The sequence below is a fragment of the Geminocystis sp. NIES-3709 genome (genome assembly GCF_001548115.1).
GTDB lineage: Bacteria > Cyanobacteriota > Cyanobacteriia > Cyanobacteriales > Cyanobacteriaceae > Geminocystis.
Map to the genome: position 1 here is coordinate 1141878 of NZ_AP014821.1, position 18517 is coordinate 1160394.

Here is an 18517-nt window from a genome sequence, read left to right on the forward strand (position 1 = left end):
AGGTAAGAATTTCATCAGTTTTTTTACTCAGATTAAACTATGCCACTTTTATAGGTTTTAGCTTGGTTGTGATGATTGAAAATCTAATTCAAAGATTGTGGTGTATAATATTTCACTGTTAAATTATATGTTTTTAGCAATTTGTAATGGGGTACTTTTAATAGGTGGTAACTTAAAGGATACTAAAGCCGCTATGAAGACAAAAAAGCTAGAAATCCATAAACAGGATTCGATGCCCCCCATTTGAAATACAACCCCTGAGGTAATTGTACCTAATAAACGTCCACCAGAATTTGCCATATAGTAAAACCCAACATTTAAGGCGACATCATCATCTTCGGTGTAGGCTAACACGAGATAAGAATGTACTGCCGAGTTGAAAGCAAAGACAATACCAAAGATAATTAATCCCCCAGTAATGACGATTTGTGGATTTAATCCTGCCATAAAAGCAACTGCGATCGAGACTGGTACAATGGTTAGAATAGAAGTCCAAATTTGAATAGTACGCGCTTGAGGTGCTTTTCCTGCTTGATTTTGCCGTAAAATAGTGGGAGAAAAAGACTGAATTATACCGTAACCAATTACCCAACAAGCCATATAAGTACCGACTTGAATAAAAGTCCAACCTAAATTTGTGCGTAAAAATACAGGCAACGCCACCACAAACCAAATATCCCTCGCACCAAATAAGAAAAATCTGGCTAAGGATAAAATATTAATGGCTTTACTCTTAGAAAATAACTGTTTAAATTTAATTTTAGCTTTAATTTTGCCCAAATTTTTCGGTAAAAATCTACCACTTAAAAAGATGATAAATAAAACCGATGCTTGAATAAATAAAGCGTTTTTAAAGCCAAATACTTCTAATAAAAATGCACCAACAAAAAAACCTAAACCTTTAAGAGCATTTTTTGAGCCTGTTAGAATTGCTACCCATTTAAAAAGTTTTGATTCTTGCTCTTTTGGTACAACTAAACGCACAGCACTTTTAGAGCTCATCTTGGTTAAGTCTTTAGCAACTCCAGAAAATGCCTGAGAAGTCATGACGTATAAAACTTGAAACCAAACTGCCCATTCAAAGTTAATTACTCCTAACATGACAAGGGCAAAAATTTGTAAACCAATACCGCCATAAAGAGTTAATCTTAACCCAAATTGAGAGCCTATCCAACCGCCTAAAAAGTTAGTAATTATGCCAAAAATTTCGTAAAATAAAAATAAAAAAGCAATTTCGATCGGAGTAAAACCAAGTTTATTAAAGTGCAATAAAACTAGCATTCTTAATGCACCATCAGTAATAGTGTAACCCCAATAAGCGGACGTTACTAGGGCATAATTGCGTAAATTTTTATCCATAAAAGTTCTTCGGTATTAGGTATTAATTACAGAAAATTTCTCTTGCTTAATCTACATTTTGAATGTGTTGTTTTACTGTTATGCCTTTGCATCTTTACGACATTAAATATCTATTTGCTATTGCACTAGCCTAAATTGCTAATTTTGGCGACTAATTCTATGAGACGATTAGAATAACCCCATTCGTTGTCATACCATGCTAAAATCTTGACTTGAGTGCCATCTATGACCATAGTAGAAAGTGCATCAATAATGGACGATCGAGGATCATCTTTGTAGTCGATCGAAACTAAAGGCAATTCCTCATAGCCCAAAATGTCCTTTAATTCCCCTTCAGAGGCTTCTTTTAATAAACTATTTACTTCTTCTACAGTAGTTGTACGATCAACTTCAAAAACACAATCAGTTAAAGAAGCATTTAACATGGGTACTCTTACTGCCACTCCATTTAATTTTCCCTTCAACTCAGGATATATCATAGCGATAGCGGTAGCTGATCCTGTCGTAGTTGGGATTAAAGATTGGATACAAGATCTTGCTCTGCGTAAATCCTTATGAGGTGCATCGACGATAATTTGTGTATTAGTAACATCGTGAATAGTAGTGATAACACCATGTTTTATACCTAACCCCTCATGAATCACTTTGACAACGGGAGCTAAACAATTCGTAGTACAAGAAGCCGCCGTTAAAAGGTGATGTTTATCGGGGTTGTAGAGATGATCATTAATGCCTACCACAATATTAAGAGCTTCTTCCTTAACGGGTGCGGCTACCACAACTTTTTTAACACCACATTCAAAATAGGGATTTAAAGTGTCAGGAGTGCGAAATTTTCCTGAACTTTCAATAACTAAATCAACTCCTAAATCTGCCCAAGGTACTTCTTGAGGGGTACTATATTCACTGAAACTAAGTACTTTGTCTTCAATACAAAGATTATCTTCTCGTACTTTAATAGATTTTTGCCAACGCCCATGTACCGAGTCAAATTCGATTAAATGTGCAGATGTGACTACTCCTCCTTTTATCTCGTTGATATGTACAAATTCTAAATCAGGATTCTCCCAACCAGCCCTTAATGCCAGTCTGCCGATTCTCCCAAATCCGTTAATACCGATACGCATAGAATATAATTTCCTTGATTGATAAACATAACAAGAAAAGTTGTTTTATAAAACTGGATAATTATCGATCGATAATCAATAAAAATCCTAGCTCTAAATCTTTCTTAGTAAAAAATTTATTTACTTAACAACTTATTTTGACAGTTCGATTCTATCATCAAATCAAGAAAACTTGGTTTAAGAAACGGTTAAGACAGATAATGAGGAATTAGGAATTAACCAATAATCCACCGTGTAATTTATTAAATAGCTAATAGCAAAAGTGTCTCTTAAGCTAAGACGCATTTAACTTACATTGATTAATTCACCCTTATTCTTAAATTTTTTACTCCAATTAATTACTAAACCTCCTTCATTTAATAAGTAATTTACTGTTTTTTCTAGCTGTTCTTTATTTTCAAAGTTTCTATAAGCTATATATTCCTTTGCCGAATGCCACACTAATTCTATTAAGTTATAATCTGGACTATATACCGGTAAATATTCTAGTCTTATATTCGGTAGATTTTTTTCTATTTTTTCTACTATTTCCTTTTTTTTATGGAAACTTGCGTTGTCTAATATTATGATTATTTTCGGACCACATTCTTTAAAATCTTTTTCATCATTTCCCTTACTTACCCATTCATTTTTTATTTCTTCCCATAACTTTTTTAATTGTTCACAAAACGTTTCTGAATCACCTTTTTTTATTACAAAACATCTTCTTTTTTTATCCGAATATCTTATTCCTCCCATGATATTTACTCTTCCTCTTCTTCTTTCTCCCTTCACCTTTTTTCTTTTTCCTTTTTTCGTCCATGTTTTTCTTCTTATCACCCTTAAACTAAAACCACATTCATGAGGGGCTGTGTGGCGAATTTAGTTCGCCACTTTAAACGCCCCATCCCAAAACCATACTTGAACTAACTCAGGATTCTCTTTACCTATTTCTATGTAATGTTCTAATTTTTCTTTAAATGCTTTTCTTTGTTCTTGATTTTGTTTGTCTTCTAAACTATATTTTCCCCAAATATAACTATACTTTTTTCTTTTTAATATCCTCACTACTTGTGATTTGCTTAATTTAATTCCTGTTTCTTTTTCCAAATGTTCTGATAATCTTTGCCCCGTCCATCGACCAAAATCATATCCAAAATCTTCAGGATTTTTATCAACTACTTCTAATAATCTTTCAATATATTTATCCGTTGCTTTTGTTTGGTTTCCTTTTCTTCTTTTATCTTGCAATGAATCTACATTATTAGGATTACCATGAACTGCCCAGTAAGCCACCGTTTTGGGGGAACAACCCAAAAAAACTGCTATTTCTTGATAATTTTTACCATCATTCTCTAATAAAAATATTAAAATTCTTTCCCTGACTTCCGATCTCTTTTCTATTTTTAAAGCATCTTGTAGATACTTTCTTTCTTCCTCTGACAAAAATTTTTAGAAGGCATAAATCACACCTAAGTTTTATCTTTTTTGACTTAAATTATATACCAAATCAATGCGTCTTAGCTTACCCACTAAATTAAATTATCCACCATTAACCATTTATAGCAATTTCTATCCTTATGAGGTACGCTCAAATCTTTTAATCAGAGAAACTTGAATTTTATTTTTGTACCTCGTAACCATGAGAAACGCTATATTTTATATTTTATTTTTTATTTTTTTCGAGAAAAGAATAAGGCTGTACCGACAAAACCCCAAACACCTGTTAATGCCATCATTAATTTTTGCTTCATTGTGGGAGATGAATGTAGGGATTCAGGTTGAGATTTAACGATGTTTTTATTTTCTGAAGGTGAAGAAGAATTTTCTGGTTGTGGATTACTAGATGATAACTCGATCGGGATATTAAGAACATCACCATGGCCTGCCGATCTCACTTTAACAGTCCAATCTCCTTTTTGGGAATAATCAGGAAAAAACATTAATTTTCCTTCGTCATCAGTAGTAGAAGTTAACCAAGGTTGATTTGGATTATTAGGAGAATAAATCACTACTTGAGCATTTGTCATGGGATTTCCATTCTCGAATTTGGCTTGAATTTCGATCGCTTCTTTAGGATGATAATTAATTAAAACACCATGAGCTAAAACTTTTTCTGAACTTGTCCCGAAAATAACCATTAAACCCAAACTAATTGTTGATAATTTTCGATATGTCATTGTTAATTTTCTCCTAAAGATTTTTAACTCTCCGCCCCAAGTGAAAATCTTATTAACACTTTCCATGAGAATAAAAACTTCATTAATAATTTATCGTTACTATTCAATCATCAAACAAACTTTATTTTTTTTCAATGCCTCTCTAGGGTATGAATAGTGAATAATGCAGAATAAACGTAACGAAATATTGCTAAGAACTAGGTAGAATAGGGCGATCGCCTTAAACTAAGAAAATGGTAATTATTTAATCAACTTATAATATTTAACTATGTTTCCAATTAATCGTCCCCGTCGTTTGCGTCAAAATCCCCAACTGCGACGCATGGTACAAGAAACCATATTAACTGCTAATGATTTAATTTATCCCTTATTTGCCATACCCGGAAATGCGATCGCCAAAGAAGTAATATCCATGCCCGGAGTATATCAACTATCTGTTGATAAAATTGTTGAAGAAGCCAAAGAAGTTTATGATTTAGGTATTCCAGCTATTATCTTATTTGGTATTCCCACCGATAAAGATAATGATGCCACCGGTGCATGGCACGATTGCGGAATCGTTCAAAAAGCGGCTACCGCCGTCAAAGAAGCAGTGCCCGATTTAATCGTGATTGCCGATACCTGTCTTTGTGAATATACTCCTCATGGGCATTGTGGTTATTTAGAAGTAGGAGACTTAGCTGGAAGAGTATTAAATGATCCTACCCTTGAGTTACTCAAGAAAACGGCTGTTTCCCAAGCCAAAGCGGGGGCAGATATTATCGCCCCTTCCGGTATGATGGATGGTTTTGTTACTTCCATTCGTGAGGCTTTAGACGAGGCTGGTTTTGAAAACACCCCAATTCTTTCCTATGCCGCCAAATATGCATCTGCTTATTATGGCCCCTTCCGAGATGCCGCCGAATCTGCCCCTAGTCATGGCGATCGTCGAACTTATCAGATGAACCCCGGCAACGCCATTGAAGCCCTCAAAGAAGTGGAATTAGACATAGCTGAAGGTGCAGATATGTTGATGGTAAAACCAGCTTTGTCCTATATGGATATAATTTGGCGTGTTAAGGAAATAACTAATTTACCCGTAGCCGCCTATAACGTATCAGGGGAATATTCAATGATAAAAGCGGCAGCGCTTAACGGTTGGATAGACGAGAAAAAAGTAACCCTTGAAACTTTAACCAGTTTTAAACGTGCTGGGGCAGATTTGATTTTAACTTATCACGCTAAAGATGCTGTGCGTTGGTTAAACGAAGTCACTTTTTAGTCAGTATCAAGATAAAAATTATCAATTGACAATTGATCCATTCAGGGTTTAAACCCTCCCCTTTTTAAGGGGAAAAAAATAAAAGTTTCACCTTTGATAATTCAATCCTCTTATACATCTTCTTCGTTATTAGATGGTAATTCCAAAACTGATTCTAGCTCAGCTTTCTGTTGTACCTTCTCTCTTGTTTCAAAAGTGAGGGGGATTTTTTCTAACTCAGGTAATGCTACTAATTTGCGTCGTTGTTGAGTTCGTTGTTGAGTGGTAAATATTGGTAAAGGTTGTTCTTTTTCTTGTTGATCTAACCAATAACTAGCTACAGGTAAAGTATGTTCTAAATCTTCCAATAAACGAGGAATAATCATCACTGAGTTTAATTCACCAATTCTTTCGGCTTCTGCCATTCCTGCTTCGATCGCCACTGCCACATTAGCCACAGATCCTCTTATAATAGCAGTACATAATCCAGCCCCGATCGTTTCATAGGAAGCTAATTGTACATCCGCAGATTTTAGCATAGCATCTGCTGCGCCCACCATGGCAGGAAATCCTTTCGTTTCAATTAGGCCGATCGATCGGTTACTTAATCGACTATAACCTCGTTGTTTTTGTGCCATCTCCACTAAACGACTACCAATAGGAAATATTGCTTCTAAATTGGGCATTGGACGGGCAATAACTAATTTAGTATGTAATTGTCCTATTTGCTCGGCCATTTTCGCCCCTTCTTCCACTGCTAAACGTACATCTGCAATATTTCCTCGCACAATCGCAGTACAATGACCCGCTCCAATTTTTTCGTAGCCTACTAGCATCACCTCCGCCGATTTTAACATCATATCAGCTGTACCTACGATCGCAGGGAAACTGTAGGTAGAAACTAAACCAAGAGCGCTATCGGGACTTATATGCCTATGTCTCATGAAGGGTAACGAAAAATGTAGATTAAAACAAAACAGTTAAGATTTTCTTAATCTTAGCTATTCTTCAATCATACATTGATTCTGAGTAATTAACAATAGAGGATTCCAGTAAAGGAGGAAAATAGATAGAAAAAAACAGGGAATAACGATCGTAATTGATGATTTATTCCCCTAAATTGATTTTATTTTAAATTTTTGAAGATATTGAATTAATAATTGAAAATAGGAGAAAGGATTTCGGCTTTAGGCAATAATCGATTTTATCCGGTGGTGAAGTACATAAATAAAATGAAGGTTTTAAATTCTTTCAACTATGGAAAATTAAAAATTTGTTATTCTACACTTTACCTACGGCATTTTGACCCTGTCCACCTATACCCCTTCTCTTTCGACTAACTTACTTTAAATTTACCACCCTTAGCAGGATCAGTCCAATCACAAGAATAACCTTTCGTTTCTGCTACAAATTGGTTCCAAGGTACAGCATCAAGAGGGCCATCAGTAGCATATACAATGTCAAACAATCCATCATCTCTGACTTGTCCAATACGAACAGTTTTAGAAATGTGATGATTCGGTAGCATTTTAACGGCTCCATGAGGTGCAGCAAATTCTTGTCCGACAGCAGCCATTCTTACTTTTTCTATATCATCGACACCACCGGCTGCTTCAACCGCTTGTTTCCAAAGATATACCATAGTATAAGCCGCTTCCATGGGATCATTAACGACTCGATCTTGACCATATTCTGCTTTGAAAGCCTCCACGAATTTCGTATTTTCAGGACTCTCAACAGTTTGAAAATAGTTCCATGCGGCATAATGTCCTTTAAGATACTCAACACCAATTTGTTGTACTTCTTCTTCGGCAATACTAACGGACATAACAGGGTATTTATCGGGGGTTAAACCGGCGGCCTGAATCTGTTTGAAGAAAGCGACGTTACTGTCACCGTTAAGACTATTAAAAATTACTCCTCCATTGGGTAAAGCGCTTTTAAGTTTAGTAATAATAGGGGTAACTTCAGTATTTCCTAATGGTAAATAATCTTCTCCTACAACTTTACCGCCTTTAGCTTCTAATTGAGCTTTAATAATTGTGTTTGCAGTACGAGGGAAAACATAGTCTGAACCGACTAAGAAAAATTCTTTACCTTTGTTTTCTAATAACCAATCTACTGCTGGTTCAATTTGTTGATTAGGTGCGGCTCCAGTGTAAAATATGTTTTTTGAACATTCTTGACCTTCGTATTGTACAGGATACCAGAGCATATGATTTTTGGACTCAAACACTGGTAATACTGCTTTACGACTAGCAGATGTCCAACAACCGAACACTGTAGCTACTTTATCTTGATCTATTAATTTATTCGCTTTTTCTGCAAAAGTATCCCAGTTCGACTGGCCATCTTCCACAATGGCTTCTATTTGTTTACCTAAAACACCTCCAGAAGCATTAATTTCTTTGATAGCCAATTTTTCGGCATCAACTACGCTAGTTTCACTAATTGCCATCGTACCGCTCAAGGAGTGTAAAATCCCCACTTTAATCGTATCTCCACTGGGGGGGGGAGTTTCTGTGGGAGTTGTGGTGGTAGCCGTATCATCCGCCGGGGGAGGAGCATCAGCACAGGCTTTCAATAATAAACTCGTACCTAAAGTCGCTGAACCGTATAAGAGAAATTTTCTTCTACCAAGTCTGGACATGATTTAATTCTTGCTATTTTTCTGTGTTAGACTTACTCATGGTAAAGATAAGGTTAATGAAATTTTGTATCCTAGGATACTTTTTTTTGTTTGCTGTTAGTAGTAAAGATGTAACTATTTTTTTAAAAGATTTTAGTTTTCGATCGATTTGTGAAAAAAATAAGTTTAGTTGTGAAAAATCAGTTAATTGTTTTAACCTTAATTTGTATAATAATTTCTGGAATTACCATCTTTTTCATGGGAGGTATTGATCCTCAATTATTAAATAATATTTTAACAAAATTAGGAATATTTGCCCCGATAATTTATATTTTTCTCTACATTTTAGCCACTATTTTACTTGTGCCTTCTACTCCTTTAAATTTAAGTGGAGGTTTAATTTTTGGTTTTTGGTGGGGACTTCTTTGGACTTCGATCGGTGCTATAATCGCAGGAGTAGTAAGTTTTGCTTATGCAAGATATTTAGGTAGAAATTGGGTTAAAAAAAGATTTGGGATTCATCTACAAAAATTAGATAAAGAGATAAAAAAAGGAGGTATGGGTTATATTTTTGCGATTCGTTTATTACCTCTTATTCCTTATGGTATAGTTAATTTTAGTGCTGGTTTAACATCAGTTAAAGAAAAAGACTATTTTTTCGGTACAATTTTCGGTACAATTCCAGGTATTTTGCCTTTTGTTATGATGGGTGCAGGATTTTCTTCAATAAGTAAAGGAGATATGTTAACTATGACTATTTCTCTAGGTTTAATTGGATTATTAGTTGGTATCGCTACATGGTACAAAAAAAAGAACACTTAAAAATATCGCTTTTACAAAATTAAAATAAAAATTGATTATAGATACTAAACTATAAATTTTATTCGAGATTTTTTATACCTTAATTTATATAAAAAGTTTAATCTTAAATGTGGGCAATGCCCACTCTATATTATCCTAATTTATTATTTTCACTAAAAAGATTCTTAATTTTATCTATCCATTCCCAAATGTCTTCATAGGAAATTTTAAGTAAGGAAAGAATACCCACTAATATTAAAATCGAACCAAATAAAAAGTTATTATCGTATAAATATAAGCCAACAATAACGATAAAATAAGGAGATAAAATACTACTAATTTTTTCTACCAATTTTAGGATCGACTGTTGTTCATTTGGCAATTCAGGAGTCATAGATTCGGGATTATTTTTAATAATTAGATCTTGGACTTGAGGATTATTGACTTGTTTTTCTGGATTATTTTTACTAAACATAATTTGATTAAACTATTAAATATTTATAGTATGTCTTTTTAGGATTTATAATAATAAAAAACTCTAGTCTTCTTTACAAACTTATTGATTATTATGGTAGCCAAAAATCAGGTAAAAAACTCTGACTTAGAGTACTAATATTTTTATTAATTGTGCGCCCTATTTCGATATGAGGTTCATCTTTTTCTACGGGAATTATATTTGCTTGTTTGCCTTTATCAAAGTATTTTATTGTTTCGTTGGCGGCTTCTAAACCCGTAACGTAGGCTTTTTCTTGAGACCATGAACCATGATCAGTTATAATCCAGTCACCTCCCATAAATAAGTTAGGAATACTTGTATTTACTCTCAATAGATGTTGATAGCTTCCGGGAGCGAAATGGGTGACTCCTTGAGATACTCTTACTACACTAAAATCAATAATCTCTGCATTGCCAAAGTCAGGAATACAGGTTGTTAAATCTCGATGTATTTTGTTGATAATTGCTTCGTCACTCATTGATAATAATTGATTGGCATGATAAAAATCAACCTCAATCACGCTTCCTTCTTCTTCCCTATATTTATCATGAAGAGTATTAAGATCAAAAAATGTCCAACCCGTAGTTGCATCAAAACCAAAACAAGCATTAGAAGGTAAGGGAATATTTATCCGCTTATTAAACCATAATCTAACTGCTAATACATCGATCGAGCTTAAGTTATTTAAGTTACGAAATTCTTGATATTTATTCAAATTAGCACTATTATTGACAATTTTTTTGATTCCTGCCACACTTAGTCCGGAAATCACGGCTTCTGCCTCGAAAACTTCTTCTTGGCACACAACACCTGTGGCTTTTCCTTCTTTGTCGAGAAGAATATCAGTTACTTTTTTATTTGTGAGAATTTTGCCCCCCAATTCACTGATTTTTTCTACCCAAGGCTGAAAAATTTTTTCTCCCACTGTACCACGACACCAGACTACATCAAAATTAGGTTGATGGGCAAGAATAAAATAATATAGCATTCCTAAAGCAGCCGCCGCACTACATTGCTCTCCGGGGGCGAACAAACCAACTAAGAGCATAGGTTCAAAAGATTCTCGATATAATCTTTCTGATACCCCATATTGTCTAAATAATTCTCTTGCTGTTACTTTATCGTATCTTTGCCATGCTTCATGAGAGTTATCAAAATCTATCAAAGCATACATTAATGGTAATGCAGAAATTCGATCGAGCAAAGGTAAACGGTAAAATTCTGGATAAAGAAAAGTACCTAAAGGAGAAGGTAACAAGGGTTTTTCTTGAAAAATGGGGGATGATGTTTCTAAACCAAAAGGAGAGTATTGATTTGAGCGGGTAAAAGGGGTAAAAGGATGTAATTTCAATTCTCTTACTAAACGAAAAATATTTTGATAAGGATACCAAAAACCATGTATTCCAGCTTCGACACTTCTTCCTTGAGGGGTTTTCCATCCTGCGACTAATCCACCAGCATAGGGGGATGCTTCTAACAAAGTTACATCATAGCCTTGCTTAACCAGATGATAAGTTGCACCTAAACCAGCCCAACCGGCACCAATTACAACGATTTTCTTGTTTCCTGACATTACGGATAAATTAATAAGTGAGGGAAGAATCGCCCTTCATCATTAGTTGTGATTAACAAATGACAAATGACATTCAATTTTGATAGTTATTTCTAATTGTAGTTGACATAAAATTTCTAACCTAACTCCTAAAACCTCTCAATAACTAAAGTCCGTTATCTGTTTAAAACTATATTAGAAAATTGATATTCGGTGATAGTGGGTTGTCCATTTTCTTCACCGGTAATGCGACGATTTGTGAGAATATAATAACCGTCAATTTTTTCAAAGGTGTCATGAAAAACCGTTTTATTCCCTTTGGGTTGTTTAGTTTCAATATCTAGGTAAATAGAATCATAACCCTGAGACAGATAACCCTCATCGGTGTTAAGAATGTCAAAAGTATTAATAGCTACGATCGAGTTACCGATTTTACGATACACAAAAGATACTGTATTATTATGTACTTTATATTTGTTGCCTTGTCCAGCACCACCGACAATGATTTCGATCGCACCGTTGTCATCTTTTGTACCAAAGGTAAAAGTATTTTCACCGTGACTTTTCTCGAAACTATGATTAACTCGGTGAATAGTTATTTCCCATAATTGTCCATGAATTGCTTTTTTGGCTAACTCATCTTCTATTTCTGAAATCCCAAACTCTAAATTGGATTTAATTTCGCCCTTAGCAGTATAAGTACCTTGAGAATTTTTTAAGGTAATGTCACAGGTATAGCCCGGAAAATTCTTATCCCAAGTATAACGATTTTCGTAAGCCAATCGAAAAAGCTCTTCTGCTGTAAGTGTTAGTGTCATTTTTTGTTTTACGATGTTTATTTAATATAATATTAGGAACTAAGTTATTAATTATTAGCTTTTTTTCATTGTACATCTTGTACATCAAATCTTTTTATGTAACTTAAGATTTTACAGATAAATTATTTTCTATGTTACGAAGATTATTAATTAGATAATCTAAGACGCATTTAACTTACCTTCTTACTAAGACAATTGAGATGTTTGATATAGCGGCAAGCAACAGAATTCTTTTAAAAATGAGTGTTTTTTGTCAACTTTGGTGAATCAAGATATGAAAACTAAATTTATTTTATTTTTTGAGTAATTCAAAAATTAGTAAAAAGTTATAAAATTAAAATTCATAGCCTGAATCAGTAACCCCTCAAATAAAATTATTATAGATATTTTTTTATAGTTAAGAACGTAAATAACGAGAAAAATTATAATTAGTGTTTTGTACTCTAGCTATTCTTTCTTGAGCAAAATTTCTCATAAAATCATGAGCAGGATAAGCCGCCATTAATACTATACTTAGAATAGTAATTCTTTGAATAAATTTAGACATAATTCGTCACCTAATAAGGAAACCCAATGATTATTATTTATTAATTGGCATTATTCCTTCGCTCATTTATTACTGAAAATGTTAATCAGTTTTTATTAAAAATGCTTTGATAATCATAACATAAACAAATTATATTGGAGAAAAAAGTTACCCATATAAATAATTCTTCTCACTTTTCCCTTTTCCCAAATCCCCTCTCGTCACCGAGAATTTATGATAGAGATGCAAGATCTAAATCTTACATAGAATGGCTATAGTAATAGATTAACAAAAAATATTATACGGCATTGAAAATATGCTCAAAAGTGATTTATTAATTTATCGTTATAGTGGGGAAGGTATTATTCCCAAAAAATTGCCTCTACAACCTGAATTTATTGATATGGCATTAGAGTTAATATACTGTTTTCAGGATTATGTCGGCAAAACTCAAGGAGAATTAGAGGAAAAATTGCAAGAATTAGAAGGAGATAGCCCAGAATATAAAATAAAACGGGGTTTATCTCATTTATTAAAAAATAGCTTTGCTCAGTTTGAAATTATTAGCCCTCTTAATCCTACTACTCTAAGAGAAAAAGTCTTTACCCTTGCGGCACAAAATCCTCCTTTACCTGATTATCGAGGACAAACTTTAGACTCGATCGCATCCTTATTAAGTGTAGAATTAAAAAAGGAAGTATTACCCTCAGAAGTAGAACAAGGATTATACGCAGATTTACAGGAAAATCGCATCTTAACGCAATTTGAAACTCCTAGTGCAGAAACTCTTATCCATCGTTACAATATTTCTCAAGTACAAGGAATTTTATACCGTGCCACGAATATTGTTATCAACGCTTATCGGAATGACCCCGGACAATATAAACTATTATTTCGTTACTTAAAATTATTTCAGTTAATGTCTTATATTGAGGGACATGCTGACACTGGTTTTACAATTACGATCGACGGTCCTACCAGTTTATTTAAGAGTAGTACTCGGTATGGTTTAGCCTTAGCCAAAATGATACCAGCTTTACTTCATGTTAGCAAATGGAATTTAGAAGCAAAATTGCGTATGAAAGACAGTTTTGGCAGTGGAGAAAAAACCCTTTATTTTCAGTTAAATCATCAATGTGGTTTAGTGAGTCATTATGCCAACAACCAAAGTTATGACAGTCTTTTAGAAGAATCTTTTGCCAATAATTGGGAAAAATTAAACACCGAATGGCGCTTAGAAAGGGAAGTTGACTTAATCCCCTTACCCGGTAGTGTAATGATACCAGATTTTCGATTAGTGCATCCTGATGGTAGAGATTTTCTCCTAGAAATAGTCGGTTTTTGGCATCCTAATTATTTACAAAAAAAATTTTATCAAGTTAGTCGGGCAGAAATTGATAACTTAATTTTAGCCGTTTGTGAGCGTTTAAATTTAGTCAAAGCAGGAGTTAATTTTCAAGATTTACCCCATCGTTTAATATGGTTTAAAAATCGTTTATCTCCCAAAGATATTCTTCAATTAATTGAAAATTAAGAATAAAAAATTTTTAATTTATAATACTTAAAATAGATAAATTTTAATTCCTATTTTATTTAAGTATTTTTTTATAGTAAAAAATATTAGTTCCTAATTCCTCATTTTTAATTGACAATTGCACCATCTTTAATTAATTCTTGTTTTTTCTCTTCATCTAAACCTAAATTAGAGGAAAAAACAGCATTTTTAACATTAGTTTTACCTAAGCTAGTATTTTGTAAATTAGTATTAGTAAGATTCGCATAACTTAAATTAGCTCCAATAACATTAGCTAAGGCTAAACTGGCATTTTGTAAACTAGCATTTTGTAAATTAGTACCTTCTAAATAAGCACCACTTAAATCGGCTCCATTAAGTTTAATATATTTTAAATTTGCTTCACTAAAATCTGTATCCGTTAAATCTGCACCTCTTAAATTAGCATAGGAAAAATTGCTACCACTCAAATTTAAACCGCTTAAATTCACTCCCGTTAAATCTCCTCCAGCAAAATCACTTAAAGGATGTAAACCAGCTATCTCAGCTAACTCCATAAAATTATCTTTCTGAGTTTGATAAATAAATTGAATAATTTTTTTTAATAATTTACTTTCTTCCGTGAAAAGATTTTCTTGATTTTTATAAGATAAACTGGAGTCGTTTATATTTTCTTTAGATTTAAAAACAGCTTTACTAATATAGGGTTTTAAATAAATCTTATCAATAAATTGTGCTAATTTTCGTTCTAAAACTGCGTGTTTATTAGGAGTAATATCATGAAGCCATAATCCTTCAATATCTGTTAAAAAAATATCTGCTTTTTTCGCTGAAATCTGTGCAGTTAATTCATAAATAGAATCTTGAATTTCTAAAACGCCTAATTTAATATTCGAGAGGTTATCTTGTAAAAATTTTTGTTCAGGTGTGTGGTTAATTATCCATGTTGGTTGAGCGGAAAAAACTGAGTCAAAAACTTGGATTGATGAAGAATTTATTTGATTTTTTTCCACCAATATAATATTATTTAATCCTAAGATTAACTGACTCGATCGAAGACTAAATTTTACTTTTCCATCCAAGATTTCTTCTTCTTGTTGATTAAATTTAAGATTGAGATATAAATCAAATTGATGAGTGGTATTTTCTTTAGGAATAACTCTTAATTCCATCAGTACACAATCGGGACATTGATTATGAGATTCTAATAGTTGCATTGTTAAAATTATTTAAAATAAAATATAAAACCAATAAAATAAATTTATCAGACTAAATCATCTAACCTTCAAATCAAAATTAGATATTGACCATTAATTATCTTTAAATAGAATATCATCTCAGGTTATGATAATGAAGGCAAAATCCCTGAACTGTTTACTCATTGAATACTGATAAGATTAGGCTCAGGAGTGCCAATATCATCTCATCAAACAAAACCCTCTGATAAAAATAGAAAATGACTGCCACATCTTGGACTCGAAAACATATTATATCCTTAGAAGACTTCTCGATCGATGAGTATAACGCTGTTTTAACTACCGCTTCAAGTTTCAAAGATGTGTTACAAAGTCGGACAAAAAAAGTCCCGGCATTACAAGGGCAAGTTGTTGCCAATATGTTTTTTGAACCTTCTACCCGTACTCGTAGTAGTTTTGAATTAGCGGCGAAAAGACTATCTGCCGATATACTAAATTTTGCTCCAAGTACATCCTCTTTAACCAAAGGGGAAACAATATTAGACACAGCAAAAACCTATTTAGCGATGGGTGCAAATATCATGGTAATTCGTCATAGTCAATCTGGTGTGCCTTTAAATATTGCCTTAGAAATGGATAGATTGCACTCAGGAGTTAGCATTTTTAACGGCGGTGACGGTTTACATCAACATCCCTCCCAAGGTTTACTAGATTTGTTCACTATTTGCTCATCCCTAGATAGCAAAAACCCTCAAATTTCTTTATTAAAGAACAAAAAAATAGCTATTGTGGGAGATATTCTCCATTCTCGTGTTGCTCGTTCTAATATTAACAGTTTATTAGCTAGTGGGGCTCAAGTTCATTTAGCTTCTTCTCCTACTCTATTGCCTTCTTTATTTGGGGATATTGTGAGTAGCAGTTATAAAGATAGGTTATTCTTACATTGGCAGTTAAAACCTGCTTTAGACAATGCCGATTTTGTGATGACTTTGCGATTACAAAAAGAACGTATGAATGATTATTTATTACCGAGTCTCAGAGAATATCATCAATTGTTTGGAATTACCCTCGATCGACTAAAATGGTGTAAACCTGACGTTAAAGTATTACATCCTGGCCCTGTAAATAGAGGAGTTGAAATTAGTTCAGAATTAATGGACAATGCTAACTTTAGCTTAATTTCTGATCAAGTTACCAATGGAGTTGCCGTACGCATGGCATTATTATATCTAATAGGCAATTCTAAATAAGATTAAAACAAGTTAAAATTACAAAAAAATACATTTTAGTTTCTACCTAAATTATTGAAAATGACTTTAAAAGCCTTAATATTTGATGTAGATGGCACATTGGCGGAAACAGAAAGAGATGGACACCGAGTAGCGTTTAACCTCGCTTTTGAATCGTCTGGTTTGTCTTGGCAATGGGATGTTGATACCTACGGAAAATTATTAGAAATTGGTGGAGGAAAAGAACGCTTAAAATACTATATAACCTACTATAAACCAGATTTACCCCAAAAAGAACCTTTAGATACTTTTATTCGCCATTTACACCTAGAAAAGAGTCGCTATTACGCTAAATTGTTAGTCAGTGATACTATCCCTTTACGGATTGGGGTAAAAAGATTGATTACAGAAGCTCGTCAAAAAGGTATTAGATTAGCGATCGCATCTACTGCATCAGAAGAAAATGTGAAAGCACTACTAGACACAAGTTTAGGGAAAGAAATGGGGCAATGGTTTGAGGTAATTGCAGCAGGAGATATGGTAAAAAACAAAAAACCAGCCCCAGATATTTATTTATTAGCCTTAGAAAAACTTAATCTTTCTGCTGATGAATGTTTAGCGATCGAAGATACTAATCAGGGACTAATTGCCGCTTGTGAAGCAGGTTTAAAAACAGTAATTACTGTCAATGATTATAGTAAAAATCAAGATTTCGATCGAGCAATTTTAGTCTTAAACCACTTAGGAGAACCTGATTTATTTTTTGAAGTAATTAAAGGAAATACTCATAATAAATCTTATTTTGACATCGAATTAGCTGAAAAATTATGAGGAAGATAAGAATATAGGTTGATCATCAATCCCTTTGCACTGCCTTGATTTTTCATTATTTAACCTAATACTTAGATCTTGCATTAATCATAAAATATACTGATGAGGGGAGGAGATAGGAAGTAGGATACAGGAGATAGTAATAAGAATTGACTCAAACTTATTTTACATTGGTTTTCTCTGCAATATCTATTAAGTATTTTTGTTCTAGTGCAAAATCTGAGTAATACCTAACACCTACTCCTCATCACTTATATTTTTTCAAAACCGCCTAACTACATTACCATACCACCGTCAACGTTAAAGACTTGTCCTGTAATATAATTAGAAGCTCGATCGCACGCTAGAAAACGGATCATTCCAGCGATTTCTTCGGGTTTTCCGTAACGATTAAGGGGAATCGCTTTTAAAATTTCTTCTGCTTGTAAACCATGAGTCATATCTGTTTCGATAAATCCGGGTGCAACGGCATTCACGGTAACACCACGACTGGCAAATTCTTTGGCAAGGGTTTTGGTTAAACCAATCACTCCTGCTTTTGCGGCACTGTAGTTCGCTTGTCCGGGATTTCCCATTTGCCCTGCTACCGATGAAATATTAATAATTCTACCGCTTCTTTGTTTGAGCATAATTTTACTAGCTGTTTTACAACATAAAAACACCCCTGTTAAGTTAAGGTTAATAACCTTTTGCCAGTCTTCCAATTTCATCCGCAATAGTAGGGTATCTCTGGTAATTCCTGCATTGTTGACTAAAACATCAATTCTCCCCCATTTATCGGTAGTTTGCTTAAACATTGCTTCTACTGCTTCCAATTCAGATACATCAGCACCAATTGCGATCGCTTCTCCACCGGCTCGAGTAATTTCTGCCACTACGTCATCGGCGGCTTGACTATTACTAGCATAGTTAACCACAACTTTTGCACCTTCAGAAGCTAAAGCGAAAGCGGTGGCTTTACCGATACCTCTGGATGCACCTGTTACAATAGCGACTTGATCTTTTAATCTTTGAAAATCAGGGGGTAAAAGTTCCATATTA

Annotated in this window: 16 protein-coding genes and 1 pseudogene; 5 read left to right on the forward strand and 12 right to left on the reverse strand. The window is 33.7% G+C overall.

What is annotated here, in order from left to right:
* Positions 1-123 precede the first annotated feature (123 nt).
* From arsJ to GM3709_RS04895, 4 genes and pseudogenes are all read right to left on the reverse strand, one after another.
* Positions 124-1359 (reverse strand): organoarsenical effux MFS transporter ArsJ, encoded by a 1236-nt coding sequence (gene arsJ / locus GM3709_RS04875; protein WP_066116814.1) that lies wholly within the window; start codon positions 1357-1359, stop codon positions 124-126.
* Between the two features lie 125 nt (positions 1360-1484).
* Positions 1485-2486 carry an ArsJ-associated glyceraldehyde-3-phosphate dehydrogenase gene (locus tag GM3709_RS04880; RefSeq protein WP_066116816.1) on the reverse strand — a complete coding sequence of 334 codons (1002 nt, stop codon included), beginning with the start codon at positions 2484-2486 and terminating at the stop codon, positions 1485-1487.
* Between the two features lie 285 nt (positions 2487-2771).
* A pseudogene (locus GM3709_RS18935) lies at positions 2772-3911 on the reverse strand (IS630 family transposase).
* Between the two features lie 227 nt (positions 3912-4138).
* Positions 4139-4645, reverse strand: coding sequence for a hypothetical protein (locus GM3709_RS04895; RefSeq protein ID WP_066121744.1), 507 nt, complete (start codon positions 4643-4645; stop codon positions 4139-4141).
* Between the two features lie 268 nt (positions 4646-4913).
* Between GM3709_RS04895 and hemB the strand changes: the two genes are divergently transcribed.
* Positions 4914-5906: a porphobilinogen synthase gene (gene hemB, locus GM3709_RS04900; RefSeq protein ID WP_066116821.1), complete on the forward strand. Its 993-nt coding sequence runs from the start codon at positions 4914-4916 to the stop codon at positions 5904-5906.
* 110 nt (positions 5907-6016) lie between these two features.
* On the opposite strand, the gene GM3709_RS04905 is transcribed toward hemB, so the two are convergent.
* Positions 6017-6829 (reverse strand): carbon dioxide-concentrating mechanism protein CcmK, encoded by an 813-nt coding sequence (locus tag GM3709_RS04905; protein WP_066116823.1) that lies wholly within the window; start codon positions 6827-6829, stop codon positions 6017-6019.
* Positions 6830-7221: 392 nt separating this feature from the next.
* Positions 7222-8535 carry an urea ABC transporter substrate-binding protein gene (urtA, locus tag GM3709_RS04910; protein WP_066116826.1) on the reverse strand — a complete coding sequence of 438 codons (1314 nt, stop codon included), beginning with the start codon at positions 8533-8535 and terminating at the stop codon, positions 7222-7224.
* A 150-nt stretch (positions 8536-8685) separates the two neighbouring features.
* Between urtA and GM3709_RS04915 the strand changes: the two genes are divergently transcribed.
* Complete coding sequence (locus tag GM3709_RS04915) at positions 8686-9336, forward strand: TVP38/TMEM64 family protein (RefSeq protein WP_231937616.1); 651 nt, start codon at positions 8686-8688, stop codon at positions 9334-9336.
* 130 nt (positions 9337-9466) lie between these two features.
* On the opposite strand, the gene GM3709_RS04920 is transcribed toward GM3709_RS04915, so the two are convergent.
* From GM3709_RS04920 to GM3709_RS20400, 4 genes are all read right to left on the reverse strand, one after another.
* The gene (locus GM3709_RS04920; protein WP_173645702.1) at positions 9467-9790 is read right to left on the reverse strand and encodes a hypothetical protein; all 324 of its coding nucleotides are present in this window, start codon (positions 9788-9790) and stop codon (positions 9467-9469) included.
* A 91-nt stretch (positions 9791-9881) separates the two neighbouring features.
* Positions 9882-11384, reverse strand: a complete 1503-nt coding sequence (locus tag GM3709_RS04925) for an FAD-dependent oxidoreductase (RefSeq protein WP_066116828.1) — start codon at positions 11382-11384, stop codon at positions 9882-9884.
* A 155-nt stretch (positions 11385-11539) separates the two neighbouring features.
* A complete protein-coding gene (locus GM3709_RS04930; protein ID WP_066116830.1) occupies positions 11540-12181 on the reverse strand; it encodes a DUF3386 domain-containing protein in 642 nt (213 codons plus the stop codon).
* A gap of 397 nt (positions 12182-12578) precedes the next feature.
* A complete protein-coding gene (locus GM3709_RS20400) occupies positions 12579-12728 on the reverse strand; it encodes a hypothetical protein (protein WP_158506701.1) in 150 nt (49 codons plus the stop codon).
* A 295-nt stretch (positions 12729-13023) separates the two neighbouring features.
* Between GM3709_RS20400 and GM3709_RS04935 the strand changes: the two genes are divergently transcribed.
* On the forward strand, positions 13024-14241 hold the full coding sequence (locus GM3709_RS04935) for a DUF790 family protein (RefSeq protein WP_066116832.1): 1218 nt from the start codon (positions 13024-13026) through the stop codon (positions 14239-14241).
* Between the two features lie 107 nt (positions 14242-14348).
* Here the strand turns inward: GM3709_RS04935 and GM3709_RS04940 are convergent, their stop codons facing one another.
* Positions 14349-15437, reverse strand: coding sequence for a pentapeptide repeat-containing protein (locus GM3709_RS04940; protein ID WP_066116834.1), 1089 nt, complete (start codon positions 15435-15437; stop codon positions 14349-14351).
* A gap of 239 nt (positions 15438-15676) precedes the next feature.
* Here GM3709_RS04940 and GM3709_RS04945 point away from each other — a divergent pair, with 239 nt between their 5' ends.
* Together GM3709_RS04945 and GM3709_RS04950 are read left to right on the forward strand one after the other, a co-directional pair.
* Positions 15677-16666, forward strand: coding sequence for an aspartate carbamoyltransferase catalytic subunit (locus tag GM3709_RS04945; protein WP_066116836.1), 990 nt, complete (start codon positions 15677-15679; stop codon positions 16664-16666).
* Between the two features lie 60 nt (positions 16667-16726).
* Entirely contained in the window at positions 16727-17476 is a 750-nt protein-coding gene (locus tag GM3709_RS04950) for an HAD family hydrolase (RefSeq protein WP_066116838.1), read from the forward strand.
* Positions 17477-17751: 275 nt separating this feature from the next.
* On the opposite strand, the gene fabG is transcribed toward GM3709_RS04950, so the two are convergent.
* On the reverse strand, positions 17752-18513 hold the full coding sequence (gene fabG / locus GM3709_RS04955) for a 3-oxoacyl-[acyl-carrier-protein] reductase (RefSeq protein ID WP_066116839.1): 762 nt from the start codon (positions 18511-18513) through the stop codon (positions 17752-17754).
* Positions 18514-18517: the final 4 nt, after the last annotated feature.